Below are 26,342 nucleotides of genomic sequence, written 5' to 3' on the forward strand. Positions count from 1 at the left end.
CTGCTTCTTCATTCGTCCGTCCTTTATTGGGCCGGAATCTAATCCATTCTGGAGGAAATTCTCAGTGGCAGGTCACGGCCGATCGGATACATAAAGCCGACGACCAGTAGAATTAATAATGGTAGTACCAGAAACCACGATATTACCGGCGGGTATTGGCGTGCGGATCTTCCTCTAAGGAATGTGTCGAAACCGGAAAACGACGAACTCATGCGGCCAACCTCGTTTCAAGGTCGAAAGTCAGGAGTGAGAGGGTGTCCAAGTTTACACCGACGCGGCTATTCTTTCGCATCACCGGTGACGATGTTGTTGCAGGCAATTGGACACGCAGGTCGATATCTGGAAAAGCGTCTAGCCTTACCAGGACAACTGTGCTCGAACCGATGAAGACGGAAGCCTCAACAGTTCCGGACAGTTGCCCTTTTTTCGGGTCGGAAAAGATGCCGACATGTTCCGGTCTCACGGCTAGCCTGATTTCGGAACCGATAGATTTGTGAGCCAGTTTGGGATGAAGCAGCGCATCAAGTTCCACAGCAACACGTTCGGAGATATCCAGAATGCACTTGCCGTTTTTGTTGCCGCGATAAGTCGCCGGAATAAAATTGATAGAGCCGATGAAGTCGGCAACGAAGGTTCTATTGGGTTCGTTATAGAGTTCGGAGGGAGTACCAACCTGCTGGACGCAGCCATCGTGCATTACCACAATGCGGTCGGACATGGTCAACGCCTCTTCCTGGTCGTGAGTGACGTAGATTACTGTTGCTCCGAGATTCTCCTGAATGCGTTTGATCTCAAACTGCATTGCCTCTCGCAATTTCTTGTCGAGGGCACCGAGCGGTTCGTCCATCAAGATGACGGGCGGAGAAAAAACCAGCGCGCGGGCGACGGCCACACGCTGCTGTTGTCCACCTGACAACTGGTTTGGATAGCGGTCTGCGAAGTCATTGAGTCTGATCAGCTCAAGCATCTCATCGACGCGAGACCGGATATCTTTCTTCGAACCCAGTCGTCGCATTTTCAACGGGAACGCAATATTCTGCCGAACCGTCAGATGGGGGAACAGCGCATATTTCTGGAACACCATGCCGACGTTACGCCGGTTGGGCGGCAGGGTAGTTATATCTACGTCTCCCACAATAATCCTTCCGTTCGTCGGTTGTTCGAAGCCGGCGACCATGGTGAGCAAAGTCGTTTTGCCTGATCCGGACGGTCCGATTATTGAAACGAATTCGCCTGCCCGGATGTCGAGCGTGGTTTCATGGACAGCCCAGGTTTCGCCAAATCTTTTCTGAACGCCAGCAAGCATTAATTTCTGACCGATCAATCTTTCCTCCTCCGGAAACCACTTTGGTATCTGTGCCTTTGCGTTCGGTCCTCGATGCGAAATGCATCATTGACGTTCCAGACGCATAGACGTGCTCATCCAGCTACCGCGTGACTCTATGAGTACGCGCTGCTAAAACCTAAAATGACGCGACAAAAACTTTGCAAAAACTTTATATGGTCATTTTGTTGCATCATAATTCTGATGTGTCAACAGGGATTGAGGCTTAGATGAGCGCGATAAAATTGTCGGACCAGGCCAATGAAGGGCAGGCACCGGGTCTTGGCGACGTCGCATACCGCGAAATGAAGGAGCGCCTGATACGAGGCGAATATAAGCCCGGCAAGAAACTTACGGTCCGAGCCGTAGCGGAAGATCTCGGATTTAGTTCCACCCCTGCGCGGGACGCTATCAACCGGCTCACCGGCGAAGGCGCACTGGTCTATTCGGGACCAAAAACTGTAATCGTACCGGTTTTAAATGAAGACAGTTTGCGCGAGATCACACTAATTCGGCTCGCCCTGGAGGGGCTGGCGGCACAGCTGGCAGTCAACTCGGTTACCAATGAAGATATTGAAAAACTTAAAGATATTCAAAATTATATAAACGATGCACTGGATCGTCGCGCTTACGAGACGGTTTTGCGGCATAACAAGGATTTCCATTTTCATGTGTATGGAATGGCCGGAATGCCTCGGCTTTTATCCATGATCGAAGGGGCTTGGCTTAGGGTTGGCCCATCACTTTACGATCTCTATCCAGAGTTTGCTGAAGAAAAATACGGCGTTCGAAACCACCAGCTAGCCATTGAATCGCTAGAGGACAAGGATGGCGCATCCCTGCGCGCCGCATTCGAGAACGACATTCGGGATGGCTATCGGCGCTTGCGCCAGGCGGCACGAGCGCGCTCCTCGGCGAGATAGTTTTTTGTTGTATGGGCTTGACCTTTCGCATTTTTGTTGCAACAAAATTGTGAAGCTAACGCAAAAGCATTAGCTGATGTGCGTTTTAAAGGCCCAATCAATGATACCTAGTCCGAGAATAAACCGTGGCGATCCGGTGGAGAGAACGGAATCGTCACGTCTTTACGCCCGCAGCCTGCAGGTTTTGCCGCAGGGTGTGTCACGCGTCACGATCGATATCGATCCAACACCGATTTACATTCAACGTGGTGAGGGCGCCTATCTAGTTGATGTGGACGATAACCGTCTTCTGGACCTCAACAACAACTTCACCACGCTTATACACGGGCACGGATTCGAACCGGTTGCGGAAGTGGTTGCGAAGCTTTTGCGTAACGGGACCTGTTTTTCCAACCCGACGGAACACGAGGTCGCACTGGCTGAATTGCTGATCTCGCGGATCCCGGCAATGGAAAAGATTCGCTTTGTCAACAGCGGGACCGAAGCGGTCATGTTTGCAATCAAGGCAGCTCGAGCGTTCACAGGTCGCTCTGCGATCGTTCGCTTTGAGGGAGCTTATCACGGGGGTTACGATTGGGCTGAAACGGGGCAAACCGGCACCTATCCCACCAACGGGTCCGGTCGAAACGTTGCACGACCAGGATACCATGGTGCGCCGTCCAGCCTTGGCGACGATGTGATCGTGATCCAGTTCAATGACAAGGAGGAGATTGTTTCGAAACTCGAAGGCCACGCGCATCGGATAGCCGGTATTTTGATTGATCCGATGCCTAGCCGCGCCGGGCTATTTGCGCCAAGCCAGGGATTTATCGAGGCACTGACAACCTTCACGCAAGAGCATGGCATTCTACTGATCGCCGACGAGGTGTTGAATATCCGGCAAGGTTATAGGGGGGCTTCGGACCGTTACGGTCTTAATCCCGATCTGATAGCAACCGGCAAGATCATCGGTGGTGGCTTTCCAATTGGAGCCATCGGCGGGCGCGCAGAAGTCATGTCGGTCTTCGAAAAGCGGGACGGTAAGCTACCAGTTCCGCAAGGTGGGACATTCTCCGCTAACCCCGTCTCCATGGCTGCAGGTCTTGCTGCTATGAATGCATTGCCACCCGATGCCTTCGCGCGGCTTGAAGAACTAGGAGATGCCTTGCGTTCGCGTCTCTCGCAGATCGCTCAGTCGCGGCAGGCTCCCTATTCGATCACGGGTGCCGCTTCCCTCTTCCGCATTCATTCCAAACGTGAAGCGCCGACTGATTATCGCGCTTCAATCATGTCGCCTGATCAGAACTTGCGCATGCGAGAGCTCACACGGTATTTCGCCCGGAATGGTGTTCTGTTGCCCTTTGGAGCCGCGGCCAGCCTATCCACCCCGATGGGCGAAAAAGAAATCGACCTCATTGCCGCGCTTTTTGATGATTTCCTTGCACAAAACCCCGTACGGGAGGACCATCCATGAAACATGCCGCAATTACAGACAGCGTTGCCGATCGTATCGCACAAGCACTTGTCCGCCATGGTGTGGAGGTGATCTTCGCACAAAGTTTGCCCTCCGCTGTGATTCTTGCAGCCGAAGCCCACGGCATCCGCCAGATCGCCTATCGTCAGGAGAATATGGGCGGAGCGATGGCGGATGGATATGCCCGGGTTTCTGGCAAGGTGAGTGTAGTCGCGGCGCAGAACGGTCCCGCAGCGACGCTGCTTGTTCCGCCACTAGCCGAAGCTTTAAAGGCGAGTATTCCAGTGGTCGCGCTTGTACAGGATGTCGAGCGAAACCAAACGGACAAGAACGCCTTTCAGGATATTGACCAAATCACCCTCTTCCAATCCTGTACAAAATGGGTCCGTCGACTAAATGTAGCCGAGCGCGTCGATGACTACATTGATGCAGCTTTTACCGCCGCGGCAAGTGGGCGAGCGGGACCAGTTGCGCTTTTGTTGCCAGCGGATTTGCTGCGTTGCCCGGCTCCGAAGAGCGATAAGCCGAGAACTGCTTGTCTTGGCTACTGGCCGCTTGACCGGTTTCGTCCATCCGACGACCTCATTCAGACCGCAGCAGATACTATTGCTGAAGCCCGAACCCCGGTTGTGCTGGCTGGCGGCGGTATTCATGCCGGTGGTGCAGCGGCAGCGTTGGCTCGTCTTCAGGAAATAGCCTCCCTTCCTGTATTCACGACGAATATGGGCAAAGGGGTGGTTGACGAATTCCATCCTCTGTCTGCTGGCGTTCTAGGGTCTCTGACTGGCCCTCGTTCGCTAGGCTTCTACAGTCGTCACCTCATGAATGAAGCAGATCTGGTTATCCTTGCCGGAACACGCACCAATCAGAACGGAACTGACAATTGGCAGCAGATTCCTTCTTCGGCTAAAGTCATTCACATTGACATCGATGCCGGAGAGATCGGACGCAATTACGAGGCATTGCGTTTGCACGGCGATGCACGCGAAACGCTCGCGGCCTTGTGCGAAACATTGTCTAAACGAGACTTCCTTCGGCGCAGTATGCCTCGCCTCAATTACGAAGAAAGAATTGCCGGTTTCTGGGCGGAATATGATGAAGCTCGCCGACCAGTTCTTGATGACCGATCAGGCGCCATGCGGCCTGAGCGCGTTATGCAGGAATTGCAGCCCTGGCTCGACCACGACGTGACAGTCGTGGCGGATGCGAGCTATTCGTCCATGTGGGTTGTCGGTCAGTTGCGCTGTCGCAAGGTCGGCACGAGATTCATTACACCGCGCGGGCTCGCTGGCCTTGGATGGGGTCTACCGCTAGCGATGGGGGCAAAGGCCGCTCATCCTGACAAGCCGGTGGTTGCCATTGTGGGAGACGGTGGATTTGCGCATAGCTGGGCGGAACTGGAAACGATGATGCGTATGCAGTTACCCGTAACTGTCGTCCTCTTGAATAATGGCGTGCTAGGCTTCCAGAAAGATGCGGAAACCGTAAAATTCGGCCGCTATACAACGGCGTGCCATTTTGCACCAGTCGATCACGCGGGGGTCGCTTCAGCGTGCGGATGTCGATCTGCCACCGTCGATAATGCTGCTGACTTATCGGAGCAGCTACGTCTGAGTATTGAAAGCGGTAACCCCTCGCTCATCGAAGTTATTACCGATCACGACGCTCATCCTCCGCTTTCTCTTTTTGCGGCAATGGATCAGGCAGCATGACGGCTGGAGCGCGGGAGCGTATAGCAGTCGTAACCGGGGGCAGCTCAGGCATTGGGCTGTCAACGGTTAGACGATTGGCTAGCGAAGGCTACAAAGTAGCGTTTTTCGGGCAGACACCTCAGCGAGTCTCTGCGGCTGGCGAAATGCTCATTTCGCAGTTCGGGGAAGATGCCATCTTTTATCGAAGTGTAGACATAAATGAGGCGACAGCAATTGTCGGCTTTTTCGATGAGGTGCGAAGCTATTGGGGTCCGCCAGATACGCTGATCTGTAATGCGGGCGTATCGCCCAAAGCCAAGGACGGCAAAGCTGCAGCGTTTGTCGAAACGTCGATCGAGGAATGGAACGCAGTCCTTTCAACCAATTTGATCGGAGCTGTCCTTTGTTGCCAACGCGTTTTACCGGATTTGATCAAACGGCGTTTCGGGAGAATTGTTTTAGTTGGCTCTATTGCTGGCAGGACGTTACCCAGGCTCGCTGGCAGCGCTTATACCGCATCAAAAACTGCGCTATCGGGTTGTCTTCGTTCTCTCGTGTCTACGCTTGGCGGGACCGGAGTTACAGCCAATATTGTTGCGCCGGGACATATCGTGACCGAAATGACTGGCCCGATTGATTCCGATTCAAATCGTGATGCCCTTTCGCGTATTCCGGTCGGTCGGTTGGGAAACCCTGACGACGTAGCAACAGTGATCGCATTCCTGGCGTCGGAAAACGCCGGCTTCATCAATGGCGCAACGATCGATGTAAACGGGGGAGAATACGTTTCACCCTAATAGCACTTCAGCAGGACGATGAATGTTATGTCGAAGGTTCTTATAAAGACATCTGACGCGCAATTGTTTTTGATGCTTCGTCATCTGCTCTCAGTTGAAGGGTTTGATGCTGATCTCTTATCAGAGCTAAAAGCATTGACGACTTCCGAGATAGGTGCCGAACAGAGCCCAAGCGCGTTGATATTGGATAGTGGCGATGCTGGCCTTTGCGAGTTCGCTCACCTCAGGAGGAAGCTTCCAGGTCTCGCGTTGGTTCTGCTGGCAAAGGATGATATCGATACTGGACTACAGATCAATGAACAATTGGATCTGGTCATGAAACCTCCGTTCGATCCACTTGTTTTGCTGGGATTTCTCCAAAGGTACCGAGGCAATTTCGCTACTACGGATGCCACGAAGGTTGTTTTGACCTATAGCGATCTATTGCTGAACCCTATGCAGTTCAGGGTGTTTCGCAGCGGCCTTCGCGTCGATCTCACACCGTTGCAGTTCCGTTTACTTGAAGCACTCATGCAAAAGCCTGAAATTGTATGGAGCAGGCAAGAGCTTATCGACGCTGTATGGGGTCAAGGAGCTATCGTCGAGCCCCGTACGGTCGACATTCATATCGGACATATCCGCCGCGCATTGGCGCGGTATGGTCCAAACCTGGTCAGAACTGTGCAGGGTCGGGGCTACGCCCTCGATCGGTCGGCAGACCCGTTACAGTGAGTTTCAATTCATGAGGCGCTGAAAAATCCGCGTCCAGAACTGAAAATTACGCTGATCGTCTTCGAACCAGGCGTCGAGCGCAAAAAGCGCGGCAGCTGTGGGGGCCGTGTCTGCATAGATTCGCCTCGTGGCATCCACAATCAGACTGTCTTCCGCGCCATAACGGATAGCATCCTGCTGCAAAAGTTCCCGGGCGGCTCTCACATTCGAAATTTGCAACACAAGCATTCCTCCTGCGCCCGGCGGAGGGTTCAATGAATAGAGCCGGACGTTGTGGAGACCGCATGACGGCTTTTTTTAACAGCAATCGCTGTATCGTCGTCCCTAGCATGTGTTGCATTGAGAATGCACCCTTTTGTAACAGAATCAAATAGTTGTGGCAACAGTCGGATATAAGGTTTAGATAGAATTCTAGATATTTCGAGGAGTGCATCAACAAAGGAAAATAAGCGCTGTAGGATCGATGGAGAGACCTCCTATCTCGTCGGCAGAACCGCATAGGAATAAAATCTCGCAAACTTTGCAAAGGCTTTCTTGATCGACGTCGTTGAATTTTGCAATTTAAGCCAACACTCGAAATAGTTCGCCCTTACTTTTGACCGACAGGTGCGCCCGTGCTGATGAAAGACCGTATTGATCACTTGCCTCACGTAAAGCAGCGTGAGTTGCAGCGCGTGCTGGAAGTTATCTTCGAGGAATTCGAGGATGCGCTCAAGGAAGGCTCGGCTGAGTTCAAGAAGCGCGGTCGTATCGTCAAGGCCATTTTGTTCGGATCGTATGCGCGCGGCACACAGGTGGATGAACCGCATACCGGCAAAGGCTATCGTTCTGATTTTGACCTGCTGATTATCGTCAACAATCGTAAGCTGGCGGACTTTGAGTTCTGGCGAAAAACCGAAGACCGGCTTATGCGCCTGCGTGATGTGCAGACTCCGGTAAACTTCATTGTCCATTCTTTGCGTGAGGTGAACACGCGGATCAAGGAAGGGCGATATTTCTTCACTGACATCCGCAAAGAAGGTATTGTACTTTACGAACTTGATCCTGAGCCGCTCGCCCAACCCGGTATTCTCAATCCGGAAGACGCCCATCGTATTGCAAGAGAATATTTTGATGATCGGCTACCGCATGCAAGAGTTTTTGCAAAAACTGCGGGGTACCTTCTGGAGGAAGGCGACATTAAAGAAGCAACATTCATCCTTCATCAGGCGATAGAACAGGCTTATTCCACCTTTCTATTGGTAACAACAAATTACTCGCCGTCTTCGCACAACCTGAAATTCCTGCGTCGGCTCTCTGAAGGGCAACGCAGTGAACTGGCCAAGGCATGGCCGCAAGATCAACAGCGTTACAAAGCGTGGTTCAATATCGTCAATGAAGCTTACGTGAAGGCGCGGTATTCTCCGCATTTTGATATCACCGAGGAAGCACTGCGATGGCTTCTGAAGCAAGCGAACGCGCTCATCGACGAAATCGAGAAGATATGTGCCGTTCAATTGAAGAAAATGAGCGAAGCGCGATAAAAGCACAACCTAATCGCCTCAAAGGGAAATGAACCGCCAACCTGCTCCTCTCCATCGCCGAATTGGGGCCAGAAGCGGGCGATCTGGTTCAGCCAAAGAACGTTGACAAGCGGCCATCATTAGCACAACCGCCTCATTGCCAGTCAGAATCCGCCAAATGGCCGGCCGCTGATAATGCAACTGCCCGGCCAACGGATGCGAAGGCATTATTAAGCACCATAAGTATATAAAGCGCCGGATAAGTGCACCCGGCGCCGGCCATCAAAGCAGGCCTTATTTCGCGTCCACGATTTCTTTTGGAAGCGGTGTACCATGATACTTTTGGTAGATCTCAATCGCAGCGCCTGCGCCGGATATCTACCGTAAACTGAAAGGGTTTGCGTCGTCGGAAGTGCCACTGTCTGGCACCCTAATGAACTCAAGTAAATGCGGGAACGGCTTCGTGTTCCATCCTATTTGAGACCGTCGATTAATGTCGGGATCAGTTCCGAAACAGTTGGATGTACGGGCACAGCCCATTTTAAGTCTCTATAGGAAACGCGTGCGTTCATGGCGTCGATGATACCATGAATAGCTTCGTCACCCTCGATACCTAGAATTGACGCGCCAAGTATCTGGCCCGTCACGGCATCAGCAACAAGTTTCATGAAACCTTGCGTTTCAGCACGTTCGATTGCGCGACCGACCCGGCTCATTGGCCGTACGGAAACCAGAATGTCTTTGCCGGATGCGCGTGCATCTCGCTCGGTCATACCAACCCGGCCGAGCGGTGGGTCAATATAGAGCGCATAGGCGGGAATGCGGTCGCTCACCTTTCTGTCCGCCCCATCCAACAGGTTTGCCGCCACGATTTCGAAATCATTATAGGAAGTGTGTGTGAATGCTCCCCGTCCGTTGCAGTCACCCAGTGCCCAGATACCATCGACGTTGGTCGACAGCGTATCATCCGTAACGATGAAGCCGCGTTTGTCCATTTGCACGTCTGTGGTGTCCAGGCCAAGATCGTCGGTATTGGGCTTTCGTCCAGTCGCGATCAGTATGTCACTGCCGAGAACCACGTCATGATCCGTGGTCACTTCAATATCCGACCCTTTGTTGGCAAATGAAACGATGTTGGTATTCGTGCACACAGTAATGCCCTCGTTTTCGAGAACATTTGCGATAGCGTCCGACACGTCATCATCCTCGCGTGGGGCAAGGCGGGGGCCGCGCTCGATAATGGTGACTTGGGCGCCAAATCGGCGATACATCTGCGCAAATTCAAGCCCAATATAACTACCGCCAATGACCACGAGATGATGTGGTAGCCTATCGAGCTTGATGATCGACGTACTAGTGAGATAGGGCACTTTATTAATGCCCGGAAAATCGGGGATGACGGGGCGCGCTCCGACATTGAGGAATATCTCGGGCGCTGTCATCCTCTCGCCATTGACGCATACCGTAGTTGCGTTTTCGAACCGTGCCTGTCCTTGTATGACAGTCAACGTATCGAGTCCGTCGAACCACGTTTTGAGATTGTTGCGCGCGTTCAATATGACTTTCTCGGCTCTTGCCTGAACGGTTTTCATATCAATGCCGACGGGCCCGACGATTGTCACACCGAATTCCGCTGCTCGGCTGGCGACATGCGCGGCTCTAGCGCTTGCGACCAGCGTCTTGGTCGGCATGCATCCGGCATTGACGCAAGTGCCACCGAGGTATTTTCGTTCAATAAGCGCGACCTTGCGACCCTGAGCTGCCATGCGAGCAGCAAGAAAAGGCCCCGCTTGGCCTGCGCCGATGAATATGGCGTCGAATGTCTTCATAACACAGCTCCACGATCAGGAACACGATGGTATCTAAGAGCGCAGCAAGTCGGTCCAGCCCGCAGGCTTTTGTAGCAAACCATGCAAATTGAGTGTGATGTTTCTATGGCCTGTGCCAAGTCTCATGACATTCAATCCACAATTAGGCGCGTTGTGAGAGGTTCAGCCGTCACTCTTACATCCTTGCCGCGATCGTAGGCAGGCAATCTGCCAGCGTCGACATCCATGTCTCCCGCAAGCTTGCGACAGGTTTCCGGATTGGCGCAGACCTTGATGACTGGCGAGATGGCAGAGCCCGTTGCATCTTCAATCGGGATTGCCGATCTTTAAATTGAAGGCTTAGTCAACATCAGCCATATGATGGCCAATACTGCCGCAAATGCCGGAAAACCAAAAGCAAACCACCAGCGATAGAGACGATGATAGGCCGCCGGCAGTGCTTTTCCCTCGCGGGCAGCCAAACGCGCCATATTCCGCAACCGGATCTGCATCCAGACAACCGGCAGCCAGAATGCACCAACAATGATGTAGAGCGCCAACGAAAGCCCGACCCAACCGGACAGGACAGGCCATCCTGCTTCACGTGCAAGCAAATAGCCGGTGACTGGCTGGAAAATGGCAGCAGTTGCAGTGAAAACCGTATCAGCCAACACGACGATGCCACCGACATGGGCAATCAACCGCGGATCTCCTGAGCGATTGGAGATGACCATGAAAAACGCGATACCGGCGCCGGTGCCAAGCAGGACCGTTGCACCGATCACATGCAGAAAGCGCAAAATATCATAGTTCATCGCACCTCCAGCATCATCGCAACGATAGCTGCCAAAACAATAGCTGGAACCACTTTTATCATCGGTCCAAGAGGATCAAGCCACAGATCTGGCGCAACCACCAGACCACCGAAGAGATAACAGGCCGAAAGCACTATCATTCCGACTGTCGCCATGCGCGTTACCGAACGCCAAAGGATACCCAGGCCCAATCCGATATCTGCAAATGCGCCGCCATAGACTGTAATACCCGCCAGCCACGCCGGAACGTGATGTCCTTCGAGAATAGCGATAGCGCGCATTGGAGATATTAATGCGAATAGCCCCGACAAGCACCAAAACAGCGCAAGCGTGGCGATGGCCAGTGGCAGCATGAAGTACATCCGGGCGAAAAGCCGTTCCTGTCGCGTGGACGGCAGACTTCTCAGTGTCGAAACTAGCGAACGACAGGGGTAACCGCCCGCCTCAAGCCACGCGCTCGGATCGCCTCGTATCCCATCGGCAAGCGCCTGTAACCCAGTGCTGCACATCGGTGAGCGCCACCCCAGCCAGCCGAGCAGATCAGCGCCCTTACCCACTGATTTCAGCACCACTGCGGGCAGTTTTGGACGCAACCACGGAGGCGAGAATCCCTGCCATTGCCTGAAGTGGTCGACCATTTCGGAAAAGCCTCGAACCTCGGGCTCGGTGAGATCGGCAATAAGCCCGGATTGCAGTTTTCTCCTCGCCGCTGCCACTACTGCCTCTGTTACATCATCGATATGAACAGTCTGCACCTGAGCATGAGGCAAAACACGCGGCAAAATTAACGGTAAACCAGCAACGCCACGTAAAAGCGCTGTGCCGCCATAGGCATCTGGCGACAAAACAAGCGTTGGACGCAGGATCACGCAATCTTGTCCGCTCCTCGCCAGTATTTCATCGCCGCGCGCTTTTGACCGAAAGAACTCCGTTGATGCTTCAGCTCCAACGCCAGCCGCCGAAATCTGGACAATCCGTAAGGGAATGTCCTTCGTTGCCTCAACCAGACGGGCTATTGTCGTGACGTGGATGGCTGCAAGACCGTCTCGCGCGCCGTCTTGCAGTGCTCCGGCAGCGTTTACTACGACATCGACATTGCCCAGCAGCACTCGCCATTCGTCGACCGAGATGGTTGGTATGTCACGGATCAACCATGTCGCGTTTGCATCAGCGGCAAGCGCCGCACGACTTGACCGTCCTACACCGACAACTTCAAATCCGGCATTTGCCAAAGCCCGCATGCACGCTCTGCCGATGAGCCCGTATCCGCCCAAAACGATCGCCTTACGCATCGAAGCTCCCATAGATATACGATGTTCAAGTATTAGCCTCTCAGTATTGTCATGGGCAGTGCGACTGAAACGCGCGTGGGCGGCGCCCTCGAACCTGGCTGGACGCCCCGTCCATCCTCACCTAACTTTTGAATGACCTGAACGAGGCCGGAACTAACCGCTTCGCGGGAAGGCGCGTGCGACTGAGGTAGAAGGCACAGAGCGACCATTGCGCTCTGCATTGAGTGTCGCTCGGAGCGAGCAGAGAATGACAGGCTTTTTCAACAAGGAGCCTGACCATGCACAACCAACCGAGTTCGCCCGCGATCAGCCCGCTTCGTCAACGCCTGATCGACGACATGAACCTGCGCCACTTCGGGCACGGGACCCAACGCAACTATCTGCGCGATATCGCACGAATTGCCAGTTTTCTCGGAAGGCCTCCCGATACCGCGTCCGTGGATGATTTGCGCCGCTTCCAGATATGGCAGCAAAGCGAGGGCGTCCCGGTGCCGACGATGAACAGTGTCGTATCGGCGCTGAGGTTCTTCTTCAATACCATGATTGATCGCCCTGATCTTGCCCGCCGTCTCGTGCGGCTGGCGCACCCGCGCAATCTCAGTTTGTTCTGCCAAATTCAACGCATGCACGCTGTTGGAACGGTACAAGCCTCCTCTGCGCTGATACAGCGGCCACGCGTGCCCCTCATTCATCCGCCAGCAACGTCTCATGATAGGCCCAGAACTCATCTATAAAACGTTGAGCCAGGCTGTTGTCAGGACCGTTACTCCGGCGGATGACCAGAAAGCCAGCATCGACAAAGGTCGTAAAAGGTCGGATCGCCACTCCACGTCCGCGAAAATCCGTTGCTGAGGACGGATCAATGATTGTTATGCCGACACCTTCAGCGACGAGTGTCAGCGCTGTGTGCGAAAGGCGGGTCTCGATGGTGGCCGACCGTGGGATGCGTGCAAGCGCAACCTCTACACGCATGGCAAACAGCGAACCCGGCTCCAGCGTGATCATGCGTTCATTAGCGAGATCCTCCGGGGAAACTTCCGAATAATCTGCAAGACGATGTCCCAATGGAACTGCAACGACGGCCGGTATCGCCCTCGTTTCGATATCGAAACCGGGTCTGTCGAGCGGACCGTCGGCAAAACCAAGATCGACCTGACCGGATGCAACGGCCTCCACAACCAGAGCGGATGAAATGCCGTTCAAAGAAGCGTGGATATTGGGACGCTCCCTGAGAAATCGGGCGAGGAAGCGCGGCATGATCCCATTTGCAAGCGCAGGCATGGCAGCAATACGCAACATGCCCGCATTCTGACGGCTGATCTCATCGGCGAAACTCCTGATGCGATTGAGCCCGACATAGGCCCGCTCGACTTCCTGCAACAGCGTCATGGCCGCCTGCGTTGGCGTCAACTGGTTCCCGCGCCGGTTGAACAGTTTGAGTTTCGTGTCGATTTCAAAGTCGCGGATCAGGCGGCTTACGGCGGGTTGGGTGATCGCCATCAGTTCCGCTGCAGCCGTCATTTTACCCGTCAGCATGACAGTGCGGAACGCTTCGACCTGACGCAGGTTCATGTTTCACCATAATATTTGGTTATGCTCTGGGCTTCATTTCGAATTTGACTGTATTAAGTCCCGCTGTCAAACCACTCCCATAAACGTACCGGCGTGACGATGCACCGGACAAAAAAAGGGAACAAAGCAGTTGGGTGCGGTTAGCGCATATCTGGATTTGATGGGTTTTGCCGAAGACGGCTGGGGCTACGATATGCTCCGGGCTACCGGCATGACACTTGCAGTAGCTTTCTGCGGTTTCGCAGCAGGCGCGGTGTTTGGCATTGTTGCCGCTGCCGCTTCATTTTCATCCCAGCGTATTCTGAGAATTGTGGCTGACGGATATTCGACGGTGCTTCGCGGCATCCCCGATCTTCTCGTCATTTACCTGTTCTATTTCGGCAGTAGCGCTGTGTTGAGCCAAATTGGAGCATTGTTCGGCGGGCACGGTTTCGTAAGTGCGCCAATTTTCATAACCGGTGCGCTGGCCATTGGCGTGGTTTCGGGCGCGTATCAAGCCGAAGTCTATCGCGGTGCCGTACTTGCACTCCCTAAAGGCGAGATCGAGGCCGCCAAGGCCTATGGCATGCCAACGCACCTACTGTTCCGCCGTATCATGGTTCCGCAGGCAGCACGTTTTGCCATTCCGGGCATCGGCAATGTCTGGCAACTCGTCTTGAAGGAATCCGCGCTGATTTCTGTCGTTGGACTGGTTGAACTGATGCGTCAAGCCCAAATTGGCGCCGGATCGACCCGCAAACCGTTTACATTCTTTCTGACCGCCGGGCTGCTTTACCTTGTCATCACATTCGTATCGGGCCTGTTGTTCAAGACGGCCGAAAAACGCGCCATGCGCGGCATCCGGAGGGCGGTATGAACTTTCTCGACCTCCCGTTCATGTTCGACAGTTTCGTTGAGCTTTGTCGCGGTATTCCGCTGACGCTGCAGCTAATGGCGCTATCAGTTATCAGTGGCGCCGTGCTGGCGACGATACTGGCCACGATGCGTCTGTCGGGTAATCTGATACTGGACCTCATTGCGCGAGGCTACATCTTCGTGCTGCGCGGCACCCCGCTGCTGGTCCAACTCTACATCATCTATTACGGTCTCAGCCAGTTTCCCGAACTGCGCAGGAGCTTTCTCTGGCCGTTTCTACGCGAACCCTATTGGTGCGCGGTCTTGGCCCTTGCACTCAATACGGCTGCCTACAGCGCCGAAATCATACGAGGCGGCGTTCTGTCGGTCGCGACTGGGCAGATCGAAGCAGCGCGTGCTTATGGCATGAGCGGCTTCACCCTCGTCCGTCGTATTCTGGCCCCACAGGCCCTGCGGCAGATGCTGCCCGCCTATTCGAATGAAGTTATCTTGATGGTGAAGTCCACGGCGCTGGCATCAACCATCACCATGATGGAAGTAACAGGGCTGGCGGCCAAGCTGATTTCTGCCACCTACCGCCCTGTCGAAGTCTTTATCTGCGCGGGCGCGATCTATCTCCTCTTGAATTTCGTGGTCACCAGAATCTTCAAACTGCTGGAATACCGCCTGTCGGCGGCCCAGCGTCAGCCTGTCATCGTGCATGCCGCCGGAGGAAACTCATAATGCAAAGTTTCGAAACGCCTGCGGTCGAGATCAAGAACCTCGAAAAATGCTATGGCGCGCACAAGGTTCTGCATTCCGTTTCATTGCAGGCCCACCAGGGTGAAGTCATCTCCATTCTGGGCGCGTCAGGTTCCGGCAAATCCACACTGCTGCGCTGCATCAATATGCTGGAAGTACCGGATGCTGGTAGCGTAGCTATTCACGGCGAGGCATACAAGCTCGACCAACAGCCCGGACGCGCGCCTCGTCCAGCCGATGTGAAACAGGTTCAGCGGCTGCGCGGTCAGGCGACGATGGTATTTCAGTCGTTCAATCTGTGGTCGCACCTGACTATCCTCGAAAATCTGATCGAAGCGCCTGTCCATGTACAGAAGCGAAACCGATCGGAGAGCATTGCCGAGGCTGAAGCACTGCTGGAGCGTGTCGGCATTGCCGATAAGCGCAACGTCTATCCCGCACATCTTTCCGGCGGGCAGCAGCAACGCGCGGCGATTGCCCGCGCGTTGGCAATGCGTCCGAAGATCATGCTGTTTGATGAACCAACCTCCGCACTGGATCCAGAGCTGGTGGCAGAGGTGCTGAAGGTCATGCGCGATCTGGCGGCAGAGGGACGCACCATGCTGGTTGTGACCCACGAGATGGGCTTCGCCCGGGATGTGTCCAGCCGTGTCGTGTTTCTGCGTCAGGGCCTGATTGAAGAAGAAGGCACGCCCGACGAGGTTTTTGGCAACCCCAAAAGCGAACGGATCCGGCAATTCATTTCCAAACAAAACGCATGAACCGATCGATCGGTTTTTAACAGAGGTGAACATATGAAACTGAAATTCGTCCTTTCCGTTCTTGGCGTTCTCGCCGTCGCACCGACCGCGCAGGCCGAAGACATCGTGCGCATTGCCACCGAAGGTGCTTATGCGCCGTGGAATTTTTCCGGCCCGAATGGCGTGCTGGAAGGCTTCGAGATTGATCTTGCCAAAGACCTTTGCGAGCGCCTGAAAGCGAAATGCGAAATTACCGCCCAGAACTGGGACGGCATCATTCCATCGCTGACCGCTGGCAAGTATGACGCCATCATGGCCGGCATGAGCATCACACCGAAGCGTGAGGAAGTGATCGCGTTTTCGTCGCCTTATGCGGCGGCCATCAATTCCTTCGCAGTCATGGAAGACAGCGACCTCGCCGATCTGCCGGAAGGCGGCAAGCCGCTGAATGTCGATTCCGATGCAGCCAAGCCGGTTCTCGAAGCAATCGCCAGGAAAATCAACGGCAAGACCGTCGGCGTTCAGGGTTCCACAACCGCTTCGGCCTTCATGGAACAATATTTCAAGGACGGCGCGGATGTCCGTGAGTACAAGACCGCCGAAGAGCACAATTTCGACCTGACCAGCGGTCGTGTGGATGCGGTTGTCGCCAATGCGACAGTTCTTGCAGCTGCGCTGGAAAAGGACGACATGAAGGGCGCGAAGCTGGCCGGGCCACTGTTTTCCGGCAAAGTCTTCGGCATGATTGGCGTCGGTCTGCGCAAGGAAGATACCGCCCTGAAGAGTCGCTTCGATACAGCCATTCAGGCAGCAATTGCCGACGGCACGGTGAAAAAGCTTTCCGAGAAGTGGTTCAAAGTGGACGTAAGCCCGCAAAACTGAACCAACACAATCGGGCCAGCCCCTCGTCTGGCCCACCACTGACGACGCTGTGACAACAGATTGAATTTACGAATGCGCAGATTGCCGGACCAAAACATAGTCATTATCGGAGCGGGACTGGTTGGCTCTGCCATCGCCTGGGGTCTCGCCCGATCCGGTCTGCGTCCAATGCTTCTCGATGGGGAAGACCTGTCCCTGCGCGCATCCCGTGCCAATTTCGCGCTCATTTGGGTACAGGGCAAAGGCGTAGGCGCACCACACTATGCCCGTTGGACAATGCAATCGGCGCGCCTGTGGCCCGCTTTCGCAGATGAATTGCGGGATGTGACCGGCCTTGATGTCGCGTTGAAACAGACAGGCGCTTTCACCTTTTGCCTCGACAAGCGCGAGCTTCAAATGTTTGCCGAAGACGTCGCGACAGTAGCGCGGGAGCTTGGCAATGACGCCCCCGAACATGTCGTGCTCAACCATCAGGAAACGGCCAAAATGGTCCCCTCCATCGGTCGGGATGTGATCGGCTCGATCTATTCGCCGATGGACGGCGACGTGAATTCACTGCGCCTGTTTCGCGCCTTGCATACAGGCATAATCAAACTCGGCGCTTCCTATGAACCGCATTGTGAAGTCTCGTCCATCACTCCGCAAAACGGCGGCTTTCTCCTGAGTGGCGCATGGGGTGAAGTCTTCACCGAGCGCGTCATTCTGGCAGCGGGCAACGGCAATACAGAGCTTGCCAAGAGTGTCGGTCTTGCTACGCCGGTTGTGCGCAGCAAAGGCCAAATTCTTGTAACGGAGAAATGCGCGCCCTTCTTCCCCTATACAGCGGCCACGCTGCGGCAAGCGGATGAAGGCGGCGTTATGATCGGCGACAGTCAGGAAACTCACACGGATCGGATCGCCACCAATCAGGATATCAGCGCGGTTCTGGCCAACAGAGCAGTGCGGACATTCCCACATCTGGCCGAGGTCAATGTCATTCGCAGTTGGACCGGGTTTCGGATCAAGACACCGGACGGCCTGCCGATTTACGAACAATCCGAAAGCCACCCGGGGGCTTACGCCGTCATGTGCCATTCCGGCGTCACGCTTGCAGCCAACCATGCCCTGATCGTGGCGCAGGAAATAGCAGCCGATGCCAAACAACTTGCTGGTGATGCATTCTCCGGCCGGAGGTTTCATGTCTCCTAAAATGTTCCTCAATACTGAGACACCAGAGGAAACTGTAACGATCACATTCGATGCACGTACCTTGACGGTACCTGCCAATGTAACTGTCGCCGCAGCGTTGCTTGGAGAGGGTATCAACCGGCTCAGAAACAGCGTCGTTGGTGATCAACCGCGAGCGCCCTATTGCCTGATGGGCATCTGCTTTGAATGTCTGGTCACCATTGATGGTGTTCAGAACCGCCAGGCTTGCATGACGCTTGTGGCCAATGGAATGATCATTTCTTCCCAGACTGGTGCGCGTCGGGTGGAACCATGACGACAATGCTCAAAAGAATTTCCAGTATTCATGCACTCGACGCGTTTTACGACCTCGCCATTATCGGCGCGGGACCGGCAGGCATGTCGGCAGCCGCAGAGGCAAGCGCCGCTGGCGCTAACGTGGTTCTGTTCGACGAAAACACAACCGCAGGCGGACAGATATACCGTGGCATAGAACACAATACGAATGCCCAAAGGCCGTTTCTCGGCACCGACTACTGGCGGGGCAAAGACGTGCTGAAAGCATTCATCGCCAGCAATGCCACCTATGTTCCGCAGGCCCTCGTCTGGAGTGTGGAACCACAGGATGGCGACAACAACGGCGTTGATCTGCGCGTATCGGTAAGCGGCAAAAGCGGGATTGTTTCAGCGCACCGCGTGATCTTCGCGACCGGCGCCATGGAGCGCCCGATGCCTGTCAGGGGCTGGACGTTGCCGGGTGTTATGACCGTCGGCGCAGCACAGATTGCGTTGAAGGCTTCCGGCCTCCTGCCCAACGGAAATGTGGTTCTGGCGGGGACAGGCCCGCTGCTCTACATGTTCGCCGCGCAGCTGCTGCAGGCTGGTGGCAAGGTTGCAGCATTGCTCGATACGACGCCCGGCGCAAATTATGCGAAGGCCACCTCAAGGCTGCTTTCGTTCCTTTTCTCGCCCTATGCCTTGAAGGGGCTTTCGCTTCTCTTAAAAGTGCGCAAGTCGGTACCGGTTTATTCCGGTGTCACCGATATCGCAATTGAAGGAAAAGACGAAGCGGAAGCGATCTGCTTTTCGGCAAAGGGCAAAACAAACAGGCTTGCGGTCGATAGCGTATTCCTGCATCACGGTGTGATCCCCAACAACAATCTCGCCAATGCTTCCGGCTGCGCTCTGGTCTGGAACGACGGCCAGAAATGCTTTCAACCGCAACTCAACGGCAGCGGGCGTTCGTCTATTCCAGCCATCTACATTGCTGGTGACGGCAGCGGCATCGGCGGTGCATTGGTTGCCGAGCAGAGCGGGCGCATCGCAGCACTCGCAGCCTGTCAGGATATCTTTCCGGCATTGGCCCCAACGTTGAATTCGAAAATCGCTAAGCTGCATGCTCAAGCGCGTCGCGTCGAACGCGGTCGCGCCTTTATCGATGCGCTTTATCTGCCTGCACAGGCATTTCGCGCGCCAATGGATCGGGAAACGATTGTCTGCCGTTGCGAGGAAGTGACCGCAGGCGCAATCCGCGACGCGGCGGCCTGCAATATTGTCGGCCCCAACCAGCTTAAAACCATGTTCCGCTGCGGCATGGGTCCCTGTCAGGGTCGCATGTGCAGTTCCACCGTCACGGAAATTCTGGCCGAGGTGCAAAACCGTGCACCTCAAACGGTCGGTTTCTATCGTCTGCGCACTCCGGTGAAACCGGTACCGCTCTGCGAAATCGCAGCACTGACTCAAACCCCCGATGCTGTTTTCGCCGTCACCGGCGAACAACCGGATAACTCCCCAACCATCTGAAAGGACTAAATTATGGCTGAGCGTTTCATTCAGACGCCGATTATGCATCGCGTCGTCGAACACAATGGCATTGTCTATGTCGGTGGAACCACCTGTGATGACGAAAGCCTGGATATGGCCGGTCAGACCAGCGAAATCCTCGCCAAGCTCGACAGCTATCTGGCGCAGGCAGGCACGGACAAGACCAAGCTTCTGGCAGCAACCATCTTCGTAACGGATCTCAACAAGAAGCCTGAAATGGATAAGGTCTGGAAGGAATGGATTGATCCTTCGCTGCTGCCAACCCGTGCAACTGTTGGCGTTGCCGATCTGGGTGGTGATACGCTGATAGAGATTGTGGTTTCCGCTTACAAGTAATCAATACCAAACATCTGCAAAATCCGACAACCCCCTGAATAACAACAGGGGATTGTCGTGCGGCACATCCCACTTCGGTAGTAACCTGGACTCCATCGGATATAAATTCCGCTCTAACCGTTAATTCAGTCCAGTAAACGAACGGTCTAAATCCGATATCTCTTCCAACTTGTATAGTGACACGACGCTACTGGACGCCCCTTTTCGGATTTTCACCCACAGCACCCGAGCGACCGGCATGAAGGTGCTAAGCAGGCAATCGCGGCTTTGATTGCCAGTCAGAAATCGCTCAATGGCCGACCGCTGATAATGTAACTGCCCAGCCAACAGATGCGAAGGCATTATTAAACACTATAAGTATGCAAAGCGCCGGATAAGTGCATCCGGCGCCGGCTATCAAAGCAGGCCTTATTTCGCGTCCACGATTTCTTTTGGAAGCGGTGTACCATGATACTTTTGGTAGATCTCGTTTAACTTGCCATTTTGGAGGTTTGCCACAACCCATTCGTCAAGTTTGGAGAGCAATTCCGGTTCATTCTTATTCACACCAATTGCAAGGTTCAAAACGCGGATCGTTATCTTCGGTTCGAAAGCCAATGTTGGATTCTTGTCATGAATCTGTTTCACGAGCGTGGCTGATGTCGCAATCGCCTTGGCCTGACCTGACACAGCTGCTGTAACCATCGTCGCGTCATCGTCGTAACGAGTGACAGTAAAACCATGCTCGCCTGCGAGCTTCGTCAGTTCACTGTCCTGGGTCGTACCACGTGTCACGGTTACTGATTGTCCCTTCAGATCTGCCCAATCGTTGATCGGAGATTTTGCCGGGGCTGCAATCACCGAGACCAGTCCCGCATATGGCTTCGAAAAATCTATGACTTGTGCCCGCTCCGGGGTTACCGACAGCGTTGAGATGACGATGTCAGCCTTGTTCGTTTGGAGGTTCGGAATACGCGTGGCGCCCGTTGTCTGAATGAACTCCAGCTCAACACCCCAGTCCTTTGCGAGAAGCTGCGCGGTTTCGACATCGGAACCCACGGGTTTGAGGTTGGCATCAAGCATGCCGGACGGCGGAATTGCCAGGTCCGTCGACACCCGAATTTTCTTTGCTGCGATGATGTCGGCGTATGTATCGGCCATGGCCGGAACGCCTTGAGCAGTCAGCATCGCCCCTACGATGCTTAATACGAGAAACCTCTTCAACATTACATTCTCCTCCATTTTATTTTATCTCATAGATCGTGGCTCAAGAAGTCCTGGAGCTCCAATGTCATGGGTGCATTCAAGATCGATGCGTCCCCCTCCTCGTGAACGAGCCCGCGGTGCATGAAGATCACACGATCGGCGACCTTGCGTGCGAAGTTCATTTCGTGGGTAACCATGATCATCGTCATCCCGCTTTCTGCGAGTTTTTCGATCACTCGTAGAACCTCTCCGGTCAGTTTTGGGTCGAGGGCGGAAGTGACCTCATCGAATAGCATCACTTTCGGTTCCATCGCGAGCGATCGCGCGATAGCGCCTCGCTGCTGCTGTCCGCCCGATAATTGCTCGGGATAGTGGTTAGCCTTCTCATCGAGCCCGACGCGTTCGAGCGCAGCCCGCGCCATTTCGCGCGCCTCATCCTTTGGGATTTTCTTCACCGAACGAGGCGCAAGCATGACGTTCTCTTCGATCGTGAGATGTGGGAAAAGGTTGTAGCTTTGAAACACGATGCCGACGTCAAGGCGGAGTTTATGGAGATCAAGCTTTGGGTCATGAACCTTGTGGTCGGCCACGATGATCTCACCGCTATCGATCACTTCGAGACGATCGACGCATCGCAGCGCAGTACTCTTTCCGGAGCCACTTGCACCGATCAGTGCCGCGACCTGGCCCTTCTCTACTGAAAAACTTACTCCTTGAAGGACGGGAACCGCGCCGAAGCTCTTCTTGACTTGATTTAATGCGATCATGACCATGATCACCCTCCCTGAATTGCTGTACCCTGTGCTTCCGGCTCTTTTCGATTGCGCCGTCTCGGCCCCATGTTCTCAAGCCGTTGGCTGAATGCTGACAGAGGGAAGCAAAGGCAGAAATAGAGGGCGGCAACGATAAGATAGATGAGAAAGGGCTCGAAAATCGAGTTGTTGATAAGCTGCCCCGCTCTCGTCAGTTCAACGAAACCGACGACCGATGCGAGCGACGTGTTCTTGACGATCTGAACACTAAAGCCAACGGTTGGTGGGGTTGCGATCCGAACCGCCTGTGGAAGGATCACTTTGAACATGCGCTGCGTTCGAGAAAGCGCAAGGCACTCAGCCCCCTCCCACTGCGCCTTTGGTACTGATTCCAAACAACCCCGCCAAATCTCTCCAAGGTAGGCGCTGACATAGATTGTCAGCGAGATGCCGGCTGCAAACAATGGCGTGATCGAGAACCCAAGTGTCGGCAGTCCGAAGTAGATGATGAACATGATCACCAAGAGCGGGGTGCCCTGGATGAGCTGGACATAGGTCGCCGCAATGAGGCGGAGTGCACGCGATGGCGTGATACGACCGAGCGCAACGATGAAGCCAACAATCCCTCCTCCGATAAATGCCATTCCGGTAAGGATGACGGTCCAAAGAGCGCCTTCGAGAAGGAAAATCAGATGGTTGTGGTTGAATGCGGTAGTCACTGCTCGCCTCCCTTACAACGGCGTCCCGAGCCTGCGGCGGCGCGGGAACAATGCCATACCCAGCCCCCAGAAAAGCGCTCGCATCCCGAGGGAAAGGAAGAGGTAGATGACTGCGATGACGAGATAGGTTTCAAACGGTCGGTAGGTTTCCGACTGGATGAAGTTGCCGGCAGCGGTGAGTTCTTCGGCAGAAATCTGGGAGGTCACCGAGGAAGCAAGCATCAGCAGGATGAACTGACTTGTGAGGGCTGGATAAACCCGCTCCATCGCGGGGCGAAGCCCCACATGCCAGTAAAGCTGCGTTGAAGACAGGCCCAGACACTCCCCCGCTTCCCATTGCCCCTCCTGGATGGAATCGAACCCTGCGCGCATGATCTCGGCGGTATAGGCTCCGACATTGACTGTCAGAGCTACGACAGCCACGAAAATTGCGCCAAACGAATATCCAAGGCTGGATAGGCCGAAATAGATCACAAATATCTGGACGAGGAACGGCGTGTTACGAATGCTTTCGACATATGCGGTGGCCAACCTGCGCAGCACCGGTCCGCCGGATCGGCGCGCTATCGCACATGCTGTTCCAATAATGAAGCCGGTCACTGTCGTGATCAGGGCCAACTGCGCCGTCAGCGCCATGCCATCGACCAGCATGTGCCAGCGGAGGAGGACGACTGAGAAATCGAAGGTCATGGTCTGACTGCCATGTGTCGCGGCAGGTTCTGTCCCGTCATCCGGTCATAGACCCTGAAAAGGGCCTGGTTGCCGTTCGATCCTTCGCCATGCGCCCTCGCCTCGACATATTGCGAGGTGACAAGCGACGTAGCAGGAAGTGGAACATCCTTCTGTCCCGCCATTTCCAGGACAAGTCGGAGGTCTTTGAGCATCAGGTCGATGCGGAACCCAGCGCTAGTATCTCCAGCGATCATCGCCGGACCGAGCTTGTCGAGCATCCAGGAGGAAGCTGACCCGCCAAGCAGGACATCTCGCATCTGATCAAGATCGACGCCGCTGGCACGACCGAGCGCAAGAGCCTCACAGACTGCCTGGATGTTGACCGCGCAGACGAGCTGGTTACAAAGCTTCACGGTCTGACCAGCGCCCGGGGCCCCGACGTGCGTCACGGTCGCACCCATGACTTTGAACACCTTTTCGGCGCGTTCGAAAGCAGCCCGCTCGCCTCCGACCATGATCGATAATGCAGCGTTCTTTGCACCAATCGGCCCCCCCGAAACCGGGCCGTCGAGCATGAAGATGGATTTGGCAGCCAAAGCCGAAGCCATGGCCCGTGTAGCCTCCGGTGAAATCGTACTCATGTCGATGTAAATTCCCCCACCAGGCATGTGATCGATTATGCCGTCCCGATATACGACTTCCTCAACCTGAGGTGTGTTGGGAAGCATCGAGATTACGATCTGTGCATCGCATACCGCGGTGGCGACACTATCCGAAGCAGTGCCCCCCTGCTCTGCCAATGCTGAGATAGCATCTGACGAAATGTCATAGATCTTCACCGGATATCCAGCCGTGATGAGATGACGGACCATCTCCCGACCCATCACGCCGAGCCCGATGAAAGCGATCTTTGGAAAGTTGCTAGTCCCCATGTCTGCTCTCCAGTCTTTCGGTCACGCGACTGACTGCGCATTTTCCAATGCGGAAAGTTTTTCGACACGGCGGACGAAATCTTCGTTGCGGTCAAACCGAGCGTTCAGATAGGACAAGACCAAGTCGCGAGCGAGCCATGACCCGACGATTTTTGCGCCGATGCACATGACATTCACGTCGTCATGCTCCACACTCTGGTGCGCCGAATGGACGTCGTGGCAGACGGCTGCGCGGATGCCGTTGATCTTGTTTGCTGCGATGGCGGCGCCAACGCCAGTCCCGCAAACAAGAATGCCACGTTCGGCTGAACCATCCCGCACCTTCTTGCAGAGCAGGCCTGCTATGTCAGGGAAATCGACAGGATCCGGCGTGAAGCTACCAATGTCTTCCACCTGATGACCGAGCTCTTTGAGGACCTCGATCACGTCAGCTTTCAACGGAAAGCCCGCATGGTCGCTTCCAACGACAATATTCATGAATATCCTCCCTGATGAATGAGTGAACTAGTCTGAAACACTGGTTCCCTTTGCCAGTTCGTGCAGACTCGCCCGGCGCCGAAAATCGGCTCCGATTTCGAAGTGCTGATGCAGCAGATCATCGGCCCGAACGCGATCGCGGGCGGCAAGGGCTTCGAGGATCAATCGATGATGATCGATCAGGAACTCCTCGATTCCTTCGACTCGAATTATCTTCTCGCGGCGTTCCAGGTGCGAGCGCATCATGAGCTGCGATATCGAGGCATAGATCGTGACCAGCGTCGGCGAGTGTGACGCAGTGACGATTGCCTCGTGGAATTTGAAGTCTGCAGTGCCGCCCGCATCCGGATTTTCTATCGTCTCGATGATGTGCCGCAACGCAATTGCAATATTCGCAAAATCCTGTTCTGTCGCTCGCTGACACGCCAGACGAATGGCGTGGTGCTCGATGGCCTTTCTGGCCTCCATGATGTCACTCGTGATATCCGAGCCATGTGCGAGCATGAAGCTGAATACATCGCCCAGTGCCGATGCGTCCGGCCTTTTAACAATCGTGCCGACGCCATGCCTGATCTCAACGGCGCCGATCATGGAAAGCGCGCGAAGGGCTTCCCTGAGGACAGGCCGGCTGACATTAAGCATGGCTGCGAGTTCTCGCTCTGGCAAAAGGCAATCGCCAGCCTTCAATTCCCCAGACAGCAACTGGTCGCGAAGGAACGCAGTGACACGGTTATGTGCACCAGCTTCCTGCGTTTCGCGTCGGATTGATTTTTTTTCTGTCATCCCGTGTCCAAACCGTGGTATTACCACTAATCTATCCACGTCGAACATACTGTCAAGCAGCTTGGATCGAATTTCTGCTAACCCACTGTTCCAGATATCGTTTTGTTGACGCCGCCAAGCCATCCGGAGTCAGCTAAAAGAGCGTGGACTACACTTAACCTAGACTTCGGAGCTACTGCTTACCGGTATCCGGCGCGTATAGTTGCCGAACAGGATTTTGCCGTCGTAAGCTATACGCCTGAATCTCGTGTTCCGACGACACTGCCGAAACATCGCCGGACGTGCATTCAATCCGCGCTTATTTTTGAATGACCGGATTGGGGCCGAGAACGGTCTGTCCGGTTTAGATAGCCAATTTGCAAAAGCAGTCGTTCACGGTCGAGCGGGAA

Annotated in this window: 29 protein-coding genes; 15 read left to right on the top strand and 14 right to left on the bottom strand. The window is 54.6% G+C overall.

The features are described 5' to 3' along the window. Positions 1-208 precede the first annotated feature (208 nt). On the bottom strand, positions 209-1,324 hold the full coding sequence (locus JNC63_RS21010; RefSeq protein WP_006468237.1) for an ABC transporter ATP-binding protein: 1,116 nt from the start codon (positions 1,322-1,324) through the stop codon (positions 209-211). A gap of 230 nt (positions 1,325-1,554) precedes the next feature. Here JNC63_RS21010 and JNC63_RS21015 point away from each other — a divergent pair, with 230 nt between their 5' ends. From JNC63_RS21015 to JNC63_RS21035, 5 genes are all read left to right on the top strand, one after another. Then, entirely contained in the window at positions 1,555-2,247 is a 693-nt protein-coding gene (locus tag JNC63_RS21015; RefSeq protein ID WP_006468236.1) for a GntR family transcriptional regulator, read from the top strand. A gap of 100 nt (positions 2,248-2,347) precedes the next feature. Then, entirely contained in the window at positions 2,348-3,700 is a 1,353-nt protein-coding gene (locus tag JNC63_RS21020; protein ID WP_050791020.1) for an aspartate aminotransferase family protein, read from the top strand. Next, positions 3,697-5,412: an acetolactate synthase catalytic subunit gene (locus JNC63_RS21025; protein ID WP_006468234.1), complete on the top strand. Its 1,716-nt coding sequence runs from the start codon at positions 3,697-3,699 to the stop codon at positions 5,410-5,412. Before JNC63_RS21020 ends, JNC63_RS21025 begins: the two co-directional genes overlap by 4 nt. Then, a complete protein-coding gene (gene fabG, locus JNC63_RS21030; protein ID WP_006468233.1) occupies positions 5,409-6,188 on the top strand; it encodes a 3-oxoacyl-ACP reductase FabG in 780 nt (259 codons plus the stop codon). The genes JNC63_RS21025 and fabG overlap by 4 nt, the downstream gene beginning before the upstream one ends. 27 nt (positions 6,189-6,215) lie before the next feature. Next, entirely contained in the window at positions 6,216-6,899 is a 684-nt protein-coding gene (locus tag JNC63_RS21035; protein WP_235691669.1) for a winged helix-turn-helix transcriptional regulator, read from the top strand. Between the two features lie 3 nt (positions 6,900-6,902). Here the strand turns inward: JNC63_RS21035 and JNC63_RS21040 are convergent, their stop codons facing one another. Continuing rightward, positions 6,903-7,127, bottom strand: coding sequence for a Y4oE-related protein (locus JNC63_RS21040; RefSeq protein WP_006472023.1), 225 nt, complete (start codon positions 7,125-7,127; stop codon positions 6,903-6,905). 392 nt (positions 7,128-7,519) lie between these two features. On the opposite strand from JNC63_RS21040, the gene JNC63_RS21045 reads away from it, so the two are divergent. After that, positions 7,520-8,422, top strand: a complete 903-nt coding sequence (locus tag JNC63_RS21045; protein ID WP_031346149.1) for a nucleotidyltransferase and HEPN domain-containing protein — start codon at positions 7,520-7,522, stop codon at positions 8,420-8,422. A gap of 452 nt (positions 8,423-8,874) precedes the next feature. On the opposite strand, the gene JNC63_RS21050 is transcribed toward JNC63_RS21045, so the two are convergent. The 4 genes from JNC63_RS21050 to JNC63_RS21065 form a co-directional block, all read right to left on the bottom strand. Next, positions 8,875-10,230, bottom strand: coding sequence for an FAD-containing oxidoreductase (locus JNC63_RS21050; protein WP_006468229.1), 1,356 nt, complete (start codon positions 10,228-10,230; stop codon positions 8,875-8,877). Between the two features lie 131 nt (positions 10,231-10,361). Further along, positions 10,362-10,547 (bottom strand): UxaA family hydrolase, encoded by a 186-nt coding sequence (locus JNC63_RS21055; RefSeq protein ID WP_198427178.1) that lies wholly within the window; start codon positions 10,545-10,547, stop codon positions 10,362-10,364. A 9-nt stretch (positions 10,548-10,556) separates the two neighbouring features. Further along, positions 10,557-11,024 (bottom strand): DUF2269 family protein, encoded by a 468-nt coding sequence (locus JNC63_RS21060; RefSeq protein WP_006468228.1) that lies wholly within the window; start codon positions 11,022-11,024, stop codon positions 10,557-10,559. Continuing rightward, positions 11,021-12,328: an SDR family oxidoreductase gene (locus tag JNC63_RS21065; protein WP_006468227.1), complete on the bottom strand. Its 1,308-nt coding sequence runs from the start codon at positions 12,326-12,328 to the stop codon at positions 11,021-11,023. The genes JNC63_RS21060 and JNC63_RS21065 overlap by 4 nt, the downstream gene beginning before the upstream one ends. A 266-nt stretch (positions 12,329-12,594) precedes the next feature. Between JNC63_RS21065 and JNC63_RS21070 the strand changes: the two genes are divergently transcribed. After that, complete coding sequence (locus JNC63_RS21070) at positions 12,595-13,050, top strand: phage integrase N-terminal SAM-like domain-containing protein (RefSeq protein WP_077684217.1); 456 nt, start codon at positions 12,595-12,597, stop codon at positions 13,048-13,050. Here JNC63_RS21070 and JNC63_RS21075 read toward each other — a convergent pair. After that, a complete protein-coding gene (locus JNC63_RS21075) occupies positions 13,001-13,888 on the bottom strand; it encodes a LysR substrate-binding domain-containing protein (protein WP_006468226.1) in 888 nt (295 codons plus the stop codon). The genes JNC63_RS21070 and JNC63_RS21075 overlap by 50 nt on opposite strands. Positions 13,889-14,048: 160 nt before the next feature. On the opposite strand from JNC63_RS21075, the gene JNC63_RS21080 reads away from it, so the two are divergent. The 8 genes from JNC63_RS21080 (at position 14,049) to JNC63_RS21115 (ending at position 20,433) form a co-directional block, all read left to right on the top strand. Next, the gene (locus tag JNC63_RS21080; protein ID WP_036565382.1) at positions 14,049-14,744 is read left to right on the top strand and encodes an ABC transporter permease; all 696 of its coding nucleotides are present in this window, start codon (positions 14,049-14,051) and stop codon (positions 14,742-14,744) included. After that, positions 14,741-15,466 (top strand): ABC transporter permease, encoded by a 726-nt coding sequence (locus JNC63_RS21085; RefSeq protein ID WP_006468224.1) that lies wholly within the window; start codon positions 14,741-14,743, stop codon positions 15,464-15,466. The genes JNC63_RS21080 and JNC63_RS21085 overlap by 4 nt, the downstream gene beginning before the upstream one ends. Beyond that, positions 15,466-16,245, top strand: a complete 780-nt coding sequence (locus JNC63_RS21090; RefSeq protein WP_006468223.1) for an ABC transporter ATP-binding protein — start codon at positions 15,466-15,468, stop codon at positions 16,243-16,245. The genes JNC63_RS21085 and JNC63_RS21090 overlap by 1 nt, the downstream gene beginning before the upstream one ends. Before the next feature lie 33 nt (positions 16,246-16,278). Next, complete coding sequence (locus tag JNC63_RS21095; RefSeq protein WP_006472015.1) at positions 16,279-17,106, top strand: lysine/arginine/ornithine ABC transporter substrate-binding protein; 828 nt, start codon at positions 16,279-16,281, stop codon at positions 17,104-17,106. Between the two features lie 72 nt (positions 17,107-17,178). Beyond that, the gene (locus JNC63_RS21100) at positions 17,179-18,294 is read left to right on the top strand and encodes an NAD(P)/FAD-dependent oxidoreductase (RefSeq protein ID WP_006472014.1); all 1,116 of its coding nucleotides are present in this window, start codon (positions 17,179-17,181) and stop codon (positions 18,292-18,294) included. Between the two features lies 1 nt (position 18,295). Next, a complete protein-coding gene (locus JNC63_RS21105) occupies positions 18,296-18,589 on the top strand; it encodes a (2Fe-2S)-binding protein (RefSeq protein WP_006472013.1) in 294 nt (97 codons plus the stop codon). Continuing rightward, on the top strand, positions 18,586-20,076 hold the full coding sequence (locus tag JNC63_RS21110; RefSeq protein ID WP_006468220.1) for an FAD/NAD(P)-dependent oxidoreductase: 1,491 nt from the start codon (positions 18,586-18,588) through the stop codon (positions 20,074-20,076). Before JNC63_RS21105 ends, JNC63_RS21110 begins: the two co-directional genes overlap by 4 nt. Positions 20,077-20,088: 12 nt before the next feature. After that, the gene (locus JNC63_RS21115; protein WP_006468219.1) at positions 20,089-20,433 is read left to right on the top strand and encodes a RidA family protein; all 345 of its coding nucleotides are present in this window, start codon (positions 20,089-20,091) and stop codon (positions 20,431-20,433) included. 408 nt (positions 20,434-20,841) lie between these two features. Here the strand turns inward: JNC63_RS21115 and JNC63_RS21120 are convergent, their stop codons facing one another. From JNC63_RS21120 to JNC63_RS21150, 7 genes are read right to left on the bottom strand one after another with little or no spacing between them, the layout of a single operon-like run. After that, positions 20,842-21,639 carry a transporter substrate-binding domain-containing protein gene (locus JNC63_RS21120; RefSeq protein WP_006472011.1) on the bottom strand — a complete coding sequence of 266 codons (798 nt, stop codon included), beginning with the start codon at positions 21,637-21,639 and terminating at the stop codon, positions 20,842-20,844. Between the two features lie 26 nt (positions 21,640-21,665). Then, positions 21,666-22,391 carry an amino acid ABC transporter ATP-binding protein gene (locus tag JNC63_RS21125; RefSeq protein WP_006472010.1) on the bottom strand — a complete coding sequence of 242 codons (726 nt, stop codon included), beginning with the start codon at positions 22,389-22,391 and terminating at the stop codon, positions 21,666-21,668. Positions 22,392-22,393: 2 nt separating this feature from the next. After that, complete coding sequence (locus JNC63_RS21130; RefSeq protein WP_006468217.1) at positions 22,394-23,089, bottom strand: amino acid ABC transporter permease; 696 nt, start codon at positions 23,087-23,089, stop codon at positions 22,394-22,396. 12 nt (positions 23,090-23,101) lie between these two features. Beyond that, entirely contained in the window at positions 23,102-23,779 is a 678-nt protein-coding gene (locus tag JNC63_RS21135; RefSeq protein ID WP_006468216.1) for an amino acid ABC transporter permease, read from the bottom strand. Beyond that, a complete protein-coding gene (locus tag JNC63_RS21140) occupies positions 23,776-24,693 on the bottom strand; it encodes an NAD(P)-dependent oxidoreductase (protein WP_006468215.1) in 918 nt (305 codons plus the stop codon). The genes JNC63_RS21135 and JNC63_RS21140 overlap by 4 nt, the downstream gene beginning before the upstream one ends. A 21-nt stretch (positions 24,694-24,714) precedes the next feature. Further along, positions 24,715-25,170, bottom strand: a complete 456-nt coding sequence (gene rpiB, locus JNC63_RS21145; protein ID WP_006468214.1) for a ribose 5-phosphate isomerase B — start codon at positions 25,168-25,170, stop codon at positions 24,715-24,717. Positions 25,171-25,197: 27 nt separating this feature from the next. Further along, a complete protein-coding gene (locus JNC63_RS21150) occupies positions 25,198-25,953 on the bottom strand; it encodes a FadR/GntR family transcriptional regulator (RefSeq protein WP_006472009.1) in 756 nt (251 codons plus the stop codon). Between the last annotated feature and the right edge of the window lie 389 nt (positions 25,954-26,342).

Origin of the sequence: Brucella ciceri (assembly GCF_041930145.1) — a bacterium.
In the GTDB taxonomy this organism is placed as follows: domain Bacteria; phylum Pseudomonadota; class Alphaproteobacteria; order Rhizobiales; family Rhizobiaceae; genus Brucella; species Brucella intermedia.

Coding starts and splice junctions, on each gene's coding strand:
- JNC63_RS21015 (WP_006468236.1), top strand. CDS start 1,555: ATGAGCGCGATAAAATTGTCGGACCAGGCCAATGAAGGGCAGGCACCG.
- JNC63_RS21020 (WP_050791020.1), top strand. CDS start 2,348: ATGATACCTAGTCCGAGAATAAACCGTGGCGATCCGGTGGAGAGAACG.
- JNC63_RS21025 (WP_006468234.1), top strand. CDS start 3,697: ATGAAACATGCCGCAATTACAGACAGCGTTGCCGATCGTATCGCACAA.
- fabG (WP_006468233.1), top strand. CDS start 5,409: ATGACGGCTGGAGCGCGGGAGCGTATAGCAGTCGTAACCGGGGGCAGC.
- JNC63_RS21035 (WP_235691669.1), top strand. CDS start 6,216: ATGTCGAAGGTTCTTATAAAGACATCTGACGCGCAATTGTTTTTGATG.
- JNC63_RS21040 (WP_006472023.1), bottom strand. CDS start 7,127: ATGCTTGTGTTGCAAATTTCGAATGTGAGAGCCGCCCGGGAACTTTTG.
- JNC63_RS21045 (WP_031346149.1), top strand. CDS start 7,520: ATGAAAGACCGTATTGATCACTTGCCTCACGTAAAGCAGCGTGAGTTG.
- JNC63_RS21050 (WP_006468229.1), bottom strand. CDS start 10,230: ATGAAGACATTCGACGCCATATTCATCGGCGCAGGCCAAGCGGGGCCT.
- JNC63_RS21060 (WP_006468228.1), bottom strand. CDS start 11,024: ATGAACTATGATATTTTGCGCTTTCTGCATGTGATCGGTGCAACGGTC.
- JNC63_RS21065 (WP_006468227.1), bottom strand. CDS start 12,328: ATGGGAGCTTCGATGCGTAAGGCGATCGTTTTGGGCGGATACGGGCTC.
- JNC63_RS21070 (WP_077684217.1), top strand. CDS start 12,595: ATGCACAACCAACCGAGTTCGCCCGCGATCAGCCCGCTTCGTCAACGC.
- JNC63_RS21075 (WP_006468226.1), bottom strand. CDS start 13,888: ATGAACCTGCGTCAGGTCGAAGCGTTCCGCACTGTCATGCTGACGGGT.
- JNC63_RS21080 (WP_036565382.1), top strand. CDS start 14,049: ATGGGTTTTGCCGAAGACGGCTGGGGCTACGATATGCTCCGGGCTACC.
- JNC63_RS21085 (WP_006468224.1), top strand. CDS start 14,741: ATGAACTTTCTCGACCTCCCGTTCATGTTCGACAGTTTCGTTGAGCTT.
- JNC63_RS21090 (WP_006468223.1), top strand. CDS start 15,466: ATGCAAAGTTTCGAAACGCCTGCGGTCGAGATCAAGAACCTCGAAAAA.
- JNC63_RS21095 (WP_006472015.1), top strand. CDS start 16,279: ATGAAACTGAAATTCGTCCTTTCCGTTCTTGGCGTTCTCGCCGTCGCA.
- JNC63_RS21100 (WP_006472014.1), top strand. CDS start 17,179: ATGCGCAGATTGCCGGACCAAAACATAGTCATTATCGGAGCGGGACTG.
- JNC63_RS21105 (WP_006472013.1), top strand. CDS start 18,296: ATGTTCCTCAATACTGAGACACCAGAGGAAACTGTAACGATCACATTC.
- JNC63_RS21110 (WP_006468220.1), top strand. CDS start 18,586: ATGACGACAATGCTCAAAAGAATTTCCAGTATTCATGCACTCGACGCG.
- JNC63_RS21115 (WP_006468219.1), top strand. CDS start 20,089: ATGGCTGAGCGTTTCATTCAGACGCCGATTATGCATCGCGTCGTCGAA.
- JNC63_RS21120 (WP_006472011.1), bottom strand. CDS start 21,639: ATGTTGAAGAGGTTTCTCGTATTAAGCATCGTAGGGGCGATGCTGACT.
- JNC63_RS21125 (WP_006472010.1), bottom strand. CDS start 22,391: ATGGTCATGATCGCATTAAATCAAGTCAAGAAGAGCTTCGGCGCGGTT.
- JNC63_RS21135 (WP_006468216.1), bottom strand. CDS start 23,779: ATGACCTTCGATTTCTCAGTCGTCCTCCTCCGCTGGCACATGCTGGTC.
- JNC63_RS21140 (WP_006468215.1), bottom strand. CDS start 24,693: ATGGGGACTAGCAACTTTCCAAAGATCGCTTTCATCGGGCTCGGCGTG.
- rpiB (WP_006468214.1), bottom strand. CDS start 25,170: ATGAATATTGTCGTTGGAAGCGACCATGCGGGCTTTCCGTTGAAAGCT.
- JNC63_RS21150 (WP_006472009.1), bottom strand. CDS start 25,953: ATGACAGAAAAAAAATCAATCCGACGCGAAACGCAGGAAGCTGGTGCA.